Below are 9,361 nucleotides of genomic sequence, written 5' to 3'. Positions count from 1 at the left end.
CCTATCGAAAAACTAAAATCTACTTGGCCAGTTGCACTTATAACTTGAACATGGCGTTTAATATTTTGATGCAATTTCGAATTTTTATTTAAAATGAAGTGTAACACGAATTACAAATGGGATGATTTTTTTTAAGAAGATAAGTAATTTGCTGTACAGGAAAACTAAATCTATTTTAGACAAAGAAGTGTTTTAGTTTTTTTTCAATAGACTATAAATAATCTTTTTTATGCGTGATTTTTTTAAAAATGAAGATGAAAGAAATAATTAAGATTACTATATATAAATTTTCACTAAAATTAAAATAAATTAATAATAGTAAAATTGCAGAAGATATAAATTTAGAGATTTTAGTAACCATTTTTTTTCATTTCTTTAAAGTAAAAGCAATGATATAAATATTTTATAAATAAAAAAAAATCTAAAAGAAGATTTTAAATTATGTATAATTTTATAAAAGCTCCAAATGTTTTACCAGCTATAAAAATCATAATTGCAGACAAAGTAATTAATCCGATTTTCATAAAATTATAATAAACATTTTTTAAGATTGAATTAGTAATCATACAATTTAAGTTAAAATCTGCATAAAGATAATTATTCTTAATAATTTTACTTACACTTTATTTTACATCAAAATATTTAGGTTAAAATATTAATTTTAAAAAGTGAATTTGTAAATTTTATTTCCCAAGACTCTGTTTTATTTTCTTGTAATTTTTAGAACGAATAATTTTTCCTTTGTCTGTAATTAAAAGTGCAGCGTAGTCTTTTTGTTGATTGATCAATTCTAAACCTTTTCCTTTTCCTAAAACCATGATTGAAGTACTGAAACCATTGCACATTTCAGCATCAGGACCAATAACCGTAACGCTTGTTAAGCCTGTAGAAGGATAACCAGTTTTGGGATTGATGATATGTGAATAACGAATTCCGTCAATTAAAATAAATTTTTCGTAATCGCCAGATGTAGTAACAGCAGCATTTTTCATAACTAAAATATCAGCCATTTTAAAGCGTTTGAACGGGTTTGTAATTCCAATTTTCCAAGGTTCACCATTTGGTTGATTTCCCCAAGTTGTCATATCACCAGAAGCATCTATAATACCAGCTTGTATTCCTAAATTTTGCATATAAGTTCGCGCTTTTTGTGCTGCATAGCCTTTTCCTGTTGATCCAAAACCGATTTTCATTCCAGCTTTTTTTAAGAAAATAGTCGAATTTTTTTCATCAAGTAAGATGTTTTGATAACCAACTTTTTCAATCGCTTTTTTGATTTCATTTTCTGTTGGAATTTCTTCCATCGTGCCATCAAATTTCCAGATTTTGTCCATTGCTGCAAAACTAATATCAAAAGCTCCATTGGTAAGTTGAGAAAAATAAATTGCTCTTTTTGTCAATTCAAAAACTTCTCGATCAACTTTTATTGGTTTGATTCCTGCATTTTGATTGACTTGAGAAACCTGTGAAGTTGGTTTCCAATCTGAAATTAATTCTTCGATTCTAATCATTTCATCAATTGCTTTGTTAATATTTTTTTCGGCAGAAATAGAATCTTTATCAACCAAAGTAATTTGAAAACGACTTCCCATCAAAATTGTGTCTCTAACTCCGACCGTTTGAGCATTCGTCGGAATTAGAGCATACAATAGTATAAAAGTGAATATATTTTTTAGAAATGTATTTTTCATTTATGTTGTATTAGGAAAAGTAAAAATAGTTTAAAATTTCGTCTTAGTTCTCGATATAATTCTTGTCAGAATTACTTGAACTGAAGAAACTTAAACGTTATTTCGAGTGTTTGAAGTATTCGATAAAATTTTTCAAAATTATGGAGAAATAAAACGGAACAAATTCTAATAACAATCCGTCAAAAATTGTCCGTTTGCTTTAAATTCTTCAAATGATTTATTTAAATGCTCTTGACAAATTTCCTCTAACACCTTTTCTACATCATGTTGCATGGCTAAAGCCCCACAAACCATAATAATCCCTTTGTTTTGTAAGGTTTCTGCAAAAAACTTAGCATCTCGATGAACTAAATCCATTACATATTGTTTGTTTTCTTCACGAGAAAAAGCGTTGTGATAGCTTGTTAAATGATTTTTTTCAATTTGTTTTTTTGCAAAATCTTGATATCCTTTTGTGGTAGGATTTAAATGTCGAAAACCGGTGTACAAATGTGTTTCAACATTATTTTTGTTCTCATCAATCATTCCAAGAAAAGGCGCAATACCTGTTCCATTTGCAATCATAATGACTTGAGATGCTTTTTTAGGAAAATGAAACGCTTTGTTCTTAACAATTCTTACTTTTATAATTGAATTTTCTTTTAGGTTGTGTAAATATTGAGAACCTAATCCAAATTCATGTAACTTCACAATAAGTTGTAATTTATTCTCGACTTTACCAATCGAATACAAACGCTCACGATGATCATTCGCTGGATAAATAGCCAATAAATCGCCTGATTTAAACTTCTGTTTTGCATCTAAAACTACTGTAAAAGTGGCATCTTCATCGGTAATTTGTGTCGAAGAAATCACCTTTAAATCTTTTAATTTTGGTGCTTTCCCCACATACATGGCTGGCGTTGTGGCTAACGGAATATCCATAGCCTCTTTGTAAGCAATCACCCAATTTGTAAATTCTTCTGGAGATTTATCGTTGATGGTTTTTAAATCCAATAAACGTGTTGCCCACGATTGTTTTTCGAACCATTGATCCACTTTCACCGCGTAGCCACAATAATCGGAGTAAGCTCTTGAACCAAATCCTACGACTGAGAATTTAACCTTTTGTGGTTGAGGATATTGAGCAATTAATTCTTCAAATTTCTTGGCATTCGCGGGCGCATCTCCAATTCCATAAGTGGAAGTAAAAACCACGATATGTTCAGCATTAGGATACGTTTCATATTGATTCATTTGAACCATGAAGGATTTCTTTCCGTTGGCTAAAAATTGTTGATGAATTTTATTCGCAAAACCAACTGTTGAACCATTTTCAGAACCCACTAAAACTACAATTTCAGCTTCATTAGCCTTGAATTTATTCTTTCCGATTTTCGTACGTGTACGTTTTAAGGTAATGGCAAATCCTGTCCAAATAAAGAATAAAATATTAAGTGATGCGATTCCTAAAATTGCAGCCCAAATGACATTGGTACGACCTGTGTGTAAATCGATATTGAATTTTTCCACGACAGCTGAATACGGATGGAATGATTCAGTCATAATTTCACCATTCACTTGATTGATTGTTACACTTTTCTTTCTTAAATGAACAACAAATGGTTCAGCTTCATCATCTGGAATAAAAGGAAATTCGATTCGTTCTACACTACTTAATTTTGTGTTTTGGAAGAATTTGATTTCGCTTAACTCTTTGGCAGGTAAATTTTCTTTGATGGGGTGTTCCACTTCTGTTGGTTGGCCTACTAAAGGTTCTAATCGTGCCAAGAAAATGAATGTTCCTGTTAATCCAATGATCACAATAGGAATTAACAACCAACGTCCGGTTGCCACATGAAAATATTGGGCAAATGAGTCTTTATTGACTTTTGTAAAGAAATTTAAAATTCCGTTTTGGCGTTGAATCACTAAGATTAATCCAGTCACTGAAATTAAAAATAAGATAAAGGAAACGATACCCACAATGGCGCGTCCTGTTTCTTTTAAAAATAATGAGCGGTGTAGGGCAGTGGTCCAATTGATGAAATCACTTTTCGGAACGATTTCTCCAATGTTTTTTCCTGTATGGGGATCGATGTAAGATTGAATAGGATTCCCATCTTCGTCCATAGCATCAATCGTTACAAAATCGTTGTTATCAACTTTTATTTCGATAATTTCAAAATAATTCTCGCGCAATGTCGGAAGAACCTGCGCGAGTGTAATATTTTCAAAATTTTCGACTTTGTAGGCCGGAGATTTCTCATTGATGGCATCAACCGCTAAAATTACTCCTGTCGTGGAAAGGATTAAAAGAAAAGCTGATGATATAAAGGCTAATGCCAAATGGGCATACCTCCAAATCGATAGGATCATTTTACTGAACTTTAATAAAACGTACGGCTTTAATGTATTCTGTTCCTTTAATTCCTGCTTTATTGTCTAATGCCGCAGATGTTAATGCAATTTCAGCATCTTTTACCACGTACTTTTGTGTTTCAACAGCAGATTCAAAACGGATTTTATACCCTTTATTTAATTTCGCTGTATCAAATTCGATCACACGTGTTGCTCTTGCGCCACCTGCCACAGAAGCTCCTGTAATTCCGTTTAATTTTTCTTTTTTCTTTTTATTGAATTTATCCCACTCTTTTAACGTATTATACCATTCATTATCTTTTCCTAAAACTCCTAACGTTTTCTCATATTGTCCTTTTGGATTAATCAAAGAAATTACAATGTAAGCTTCCTTACCTGTATAATTCTCCATCTGAATCATTGTTTTATACTTCGTTGTTTGAGCGAAAGTGGCAGTAGCCATTAGTATAACTACGACGCTGAATAATTTTTTTATGACGTTAAATTTCATTTTCTGTATTATTTTAAGAAGTCAATCGATACATTATTTTTCTTCAAGAATTCGTTTTGAGCAGCTAATTCGTAAGCTGTTTCTTCAAATTCTGTTTTTAAATTTTTTTGAGCACCCGCACCAATTAAAGTTTTTAAGATTTGATCATCTTTAGCAATTAAAGCTGCTTTATGTAAAGCTGTATTCCCGTCTTCGTCTTGTGCATTAATATTTACTCCTAATTCAATTGCTTTCTTTACTAAAGCGTTATCACCTTTATCTACGGCTAAATGCAATAATGTCGAACCTTTTTGTTGAGTGGCTTTAAAATCTATCTTCGCCTTTGCTAATATTTCTTGTTTTTGTGCAAATGTTTCATCATTTGGTTTGAAAGAATTGAACCAATATGATGCTAAATTATTACCTTCTTTATCCTTGATATCCGTTTTTGCACCTTTATCGATTAATAAAGTTACGATTTCAGGAGTTCCAGATGCTACCGCCTTTGTCAAAGCCGATTCTCCATTAGAGTTTACAGCATTAACATTGTTAGATTTTGATAAGAATAAATTGATTAAATCGGTGTTTTTTCCGGCAGCAGCCACCATTAATGCGGTGTTGCCTGCTTTATCTACTACTTTAACATCAGCTCCTTTCGAAATTACATAATTGATGATTTCTGAATTTCCACGACGAGATAAGGCGTGTAATAATGATTGTCCTTGAGGGTTTAGAGCTTTTGGATTTAATTTATATTTTTCAACTAAAGTTTTGAAAATTTCGACTCCATTTTCTTTCATTCTAGAGCCTTGCGCTGCGAAAAATAAAGCTTGATCTGTAGGTTTTACACCTTTAGCAGCTAATAAATCTAAGATTTCTAAATTTCCAACTTTCGTAGAATAGTCAGCTACTGTACGTCCGAATTTATCTTTCTCCGTTAATGAAATACCTTTAGAAACAAAGTATTCTGCAATTTTTAAATCCGTATCATTTGCGATAGACTCCATAATGATGTTTGTACCATCCTCGTTTTTTACTTTAGGATTAGCACCTGCTTTGATTAAGGCATCATAAACCGCTAAATTCTTGTTTCCAGCACTTGCTGCGTATGTAATCACATCATCACCGTGGCTGTCTTTGTAGTGAACATCAGAACCTTTTGCGATTAAATAATTGACTAATTCAAGATTTCCAGCTGCAGCAGCCCATTGCAAATAAATGCGAGAATGGTGTGTTTTTTTATCCACAGCATTTCCATCTTGTTCAATTAAAAATTTTAAAACATCAAAATCTGCTTTATTATTTATCGCTATCACCACAGGATCAAAAAATCCTGCATTTTGCTGCGAAGGACTGTTTCCTTTTCCAATTTCTGCTTTTACAGTTTCAACTGATGGTTTGTTTTTCCAAAAACCTGCATCCATTAAAGTGTTGGTTTGCGCTTGTAAAAAAGAAGCGATTAATACGGCAACTGTGATGAATAACTTTTTCATATCTAGCGTTTATCTTATCTATTATTATTTAGACCAATTTTAATTTGATGTCAAAAGTAAGACTTTATTTATAATAATTCTAAATTTTAAAATTAAAATTATGTGAAGGTGCTAAATATCATTTATCATTTAAAATGAATTTGGAGAATTTATAATTGAATCCTCTTAACAAGAATTGAATGAATCTGTTTTGAAAAAAAATGTAAATTTTTATTCAAATAAGTAAAGGATTCCTATTTCGTTACAGATTTGCATTTTACTTTTGACGTATCATATTCAAACGACTACCATGAAATATATATCATTCTTAAGTTTTCTTCTTTTTTCCATTTGCATCAATGCACAAGTTTCTCCTCCTGGTTTGGGCGATACCAATGGTGCAAGTTGGTTCGCATTAGGAATGAAACAAGATCTGAATGAAAAGATAGAATCAATGACGTATGTTGGATTAGGTTTAAAGAGTGATGAAGAGAATTACAACATTACATCAAAGCCAGCAATCATTGTGATAAATCAAGAATTTTATCACCAATTGGATAAACATTGGAAAGTGTCTTATGCCTTAAGTTATCGTAAACAAATGGAATATTCGATGGATGATGATATCGAAAACATATCGACACAAAATGAAATGAGAATTTATGGACGTGTGGCGTATTCTACTTCAATAGGGAAAGTCAAATTAACACAAACGGTACGACAAGAAGCTCGTAAATTTGTCGATCATCACTGGAAAAATACGGATGAACCTATACAATTGCGTTCTCGTTTAAAATCACAAATTTCAGTTCCGATTGATTTAGAAAATCATCATACGATTACAGGAGGTGCAGAAATTCTTTTTGCAACGAATAAACATAATTTATCCAAGGAATGGAGTCGTTTTAAATATAAAGAATCACGTTTTACCTTGTTTTATACTTTTAGACCACAGAACACTCCGTTGGCTATCAGTTTAGGATATATGAATAATTTAATTGAAAAAAATGCTACGCATAGCACACATTATGCTTCCATAGATATTACATGGGAAAATCCATTCAAAATATTTTCATAAAAAAACCTCATCCTGATAGATGAGGTTTTTTCTAATTTATTCCGGTCGTCTTGGACCATTTTCTCTTGATTTTAAAACGTTTTCCACGTCTTCTAATTTGAATCCTTTCGCTTTTAGTAAAATCAAATAGTGATACATCAAATCGGCAGCTTCACCTAAGAATAAATCGTCGTTATTGTCTTTCGCTTCGATAACAATTTCTACGGCTTCTTCTCCGACTTTCTGCGCCACTTTATTGATTCCTTTATTGTATAACTTATAGGTGTACGAATCTTTATCTTCTGCTAAATCGATTCGATCGTTAATCGTTTGTTCTAATTCATAAACAAATCCACGATTCGAAATTTCGTTGAAACACGTTGTAGAACCTGTATGACACGTTGGTCCATATGGTTTTGCTTTGATTAGAATTGTGTCGTTATCACAATCAATTGCAATCGATTTTACTTCAAGGAAGTTTCCCGATTCTTCGCCTTTTGTCCATAATCTGTTTTTTGAACGTGAGAAGAAAGTAACTTTCCCACTTTCTTGTGTTTTGTTAAACGCTTCTTCGTTCATATAACCTAACATCAACACTTGATTGTTTAGGTAATTTTGAATAATAACTGGAACTAATCCATCATTACTTTTTGTGAAATCGATATTCATCGTATCGGTATATTTTGTTCTTTTAAATAATTTTTAAGCATAGGTATTGGAACTTCACCAAAATGAAAAATACTTGCAGCCAAAGCGCCACTTGCTTTTGTTTGGGTAAAAACTTCTGTAAAATGTTCTATTTTTCCAGCTCCTCCCGAAGCAATCACCGGTAGATTTACAGCATCAGCCACCGCTTTCGTAATATCTATTTTGAAACCTGTTTTTGTTCCGTCACCATCCATTGAGGTTAGTAGAATTTCACCAGCTCCTAGTTCTTCCACTTTCTTTACCCAATCTAATGTTTTCCACTCGGTTTCAATTTTTCCACCGCTGACAAACACTTTTTGCGTTCCATTGACGTCGCGAGTATCTACTGCGACCACCACACATTGGGATCCAAAACGAGAGGCTAAATCAGCCACCAATTGAGGATTTTTTACCGCAGAAGAATTCACAGAAACTTTATCCGCACCTGCTTGAATTACAGCCGAAGCATCTTCTACCGAATTGATTCCGCCACCCACCGTAAATGGAATATTAATCGCTGCCGCAATTTTTTCGACCATTTCAGCTAAGGTTTTGCGTTTCTCAAGCGTCGCTGTAATATCCAAAAATACCAATTCGTCAGCGCCTTCTTCTACATATTTCTTGGCTAATTCCACCGGATCTCCCGCATCGCGTAATCCTTCGAAATTAACTCCTTTTACTGTTCTTCCATCTTTAATGTCGAGACAGGGGATGATTCTTTTTTTTAACACGTTCTAAGGTTTTTATGTGTTTAAGTTTTTATGTGTTTAAGTGACTAGGTGATTAAGAGATTAAGTGGTTTAGTTTCAAAACCTAAAAACTTACCAACTTACCCCCTTTACCACTTTCTAACCGATAAACTGTACCAAATCCTTTAACTGAATACGACCTTCGTAAATTGCCTTTCCTAAAATCGCTCCTTCGCAACCTAATTCTTTTACTTTAATTAAATCGTCGATGGAAGAAACGCCTCCAGATGCAATTAATTTAACGTCTGCAGCAGCTAAAATTTCTGCATACAATTCGTTTGATGTTCCTTGTAACATACCATCTTTTGCGATGTCTGTACAAATTACATAATCAATTCCTTTTGCTTTGTATTCTTGGATAAAATCAATTACATCTAATTCAGAAGTTTCTAACCAACCGTGCGTCGCAATTTTACGATCTTTAGCATCTGCTCCTAAAATGATTTTTTCGCTTCCGTATTGCGCAATCCATTCTTGAAATAACGTCGGATTTTGAACGGCAATACTTCCACCTGTAATTTGATTCGCACCACATTCAAAAGCAATTCTGATATCATCATTAGCTTTAATTCCACCACCAAAATCCACTTTTAAATTGGTTTTAGAAGCAATTAATTCTAATGTTTTATAGTTGATGATTTGCTTTGATTTGGCTCCATCTAAATCCACTAAGTGTAAATATTCGATTCCGTAATCTTCGAATTCTTTCGCCACTTCTAATGGGTTTTCGTTGTATATTTTTTTTGTATCGTAATCGCCTTGTGATAATCGAACGCATTTTCCGTCGATAATATCTATAGCTGGGATGATTCTCATTTCTTTAAATTTTAAGTGTTTATGTTTTTAAGTGTTTCAGTTATTATGTTTTTAAGTGT

8 protein-coding genes are annotated in these 9,361 nt (G+C 32.6%); 1 reads left to right on the top strand and 7 read right to left on the bottom strand.

The genetic code is table 11. The annotated features are described in order from the left end of the window. Nucleotides 1-683 precede the first annotated feature (683 nt). The 4 genes from Q0616_RS05405 to Q0616_RS05390 form a co-directional block, all read right to left on the bottom strand. A complete protein-coding gene (locus tag Q0616_RS05405; RefSeq protein WP_298775628.1) occupies nucleotides 684-1,691 on the bottom strand; it encodes an FAD:protein FMN transferase in 1,008 nt (335 codons plus the stop codon). A 165-nt stretch (nucleotides 1,692-1,856) separates the two neighbouring features. Then, nucleotides 1,857-4,049, bottom strand: coding sequence for a PepSY domain-containing protein (locus tag Q0616_RS05400; RefSeq protein WP_298775626.1), 2,193 nt, complete (start codon nucleotides 4,047-4,049; stop codon nucleotides 1,857-1,859). A gap of 1 nt (nucleotide 4,050) precedes the next feature. Continuing rightward, a complete protein-coding gene (locus Q0616_RS05395) occupies nucleotides 4,051-4,542 on the bottom strand; it encodes a DUF2271 domain-containing protein (protein ID WP_225542319.1) in 492 nt (163 codons plus the stop codon). 8 nt (nucleotides 4,543-4,550) lie between these two features. Next, nucleotides 4,551-6,014, bottom strand: coding sequence for an ankyrin repeat domain-containing protein (locus Q0616_RS05390; protein ID WP_284583145.1), 1,464 nt, complete (start codon nucleotides 6,012-6,014; stop codon nucleotides 4,551-4,553). Between the two features lie 289 nt (nucleotides 6,015-6,303). Here Q0616_RS05390 and Q0616_RS05385 point away from each other — a divergent pair, with 289 nt between their 5' ends. Then, the gene (locus tag Q0616_RS05385; protein WP_260541859.1) at nucleotides 6,304-7,071 is read left to right on the top strand and encodes a DUF2490 domain-containing protein; all 768 of its coding nucleotides are present in this window, start codon (nucleotides 6,304-6,306) and stop codon (nucleotides 7,069-7,071) included. A 36-nt stretch (nucleotides 7,072-7,107) separates the two neighbouring features. Here the strand turns inward: Q0616_RS05385 and hisIE are convergent, their stop codons facing one another. The 3 genes from hisIE to hisA form a co-directional block, all read right to left on the bottom strand. Next, nucleotides 7,108-7,719 carry a bifunctional phosphoribosyl-AMP cyclohydrolase/phosphoribosyl-ATP diphosphatase HisIE gene (gene hisIE, locus Q0616_RS05380; RefSeq protein WP_260541860.1) on the bottom strand — a complete coding sequence of 204 codons (612 nt, stop codon included), beginning with the start codon at nucleotides 7,717-7,719 and terminating at the stop codon, nucleotides 7,108-7,110. Then, nucleotides 7,716-8,468, bottom strand: a complete 753-nt coding sequence (gene hisF, locus Q0616_RS05375) for an imidazole glycerol phosphate synthase subunit HisF (protein ID WP_260541861.1) — start codon at nucleotides 8,466-8,468, stop codon at nucleotides 7,716-7,718. Before hisF ends, hisIE begins: the two co-directional genes overlap by 4 nt. 117 nt (nucleotides 8,469-8,585) lie before the next feature. Further along, nucleotides 8,586-9,302, bottom strand: a complete 717-nt coding sequence (hisA, locus tag Q0616_RS05370; RefSeq protein ID WP_260541862.1) for a 1-(5-phosphoribosyl)-5-[(5-phosphoribosylamino)methylideneamino]imidazole-4-carboxamide isomerase — start codon at nucleotides 9,300-9,302, stop codon at nucleotides 8,586-8,588. Nucleotides 9,303-9,361: the final 59 nt, after the last annotated feature.

It is taken from the genome of uncultured Empedobacter sp., from assembly GCF_937930195.1.
Lineage (GTDB): Bacteria > Bacteroidota > Bacteroidia > Flavobacteriales > Weeksellaceae > Empedobacter > Empedobacter stercoris.
Note: the sequence above shows the minus strand (reverse complement) of the source record. Positions and strands in the feature narration are given on the sequence as shown.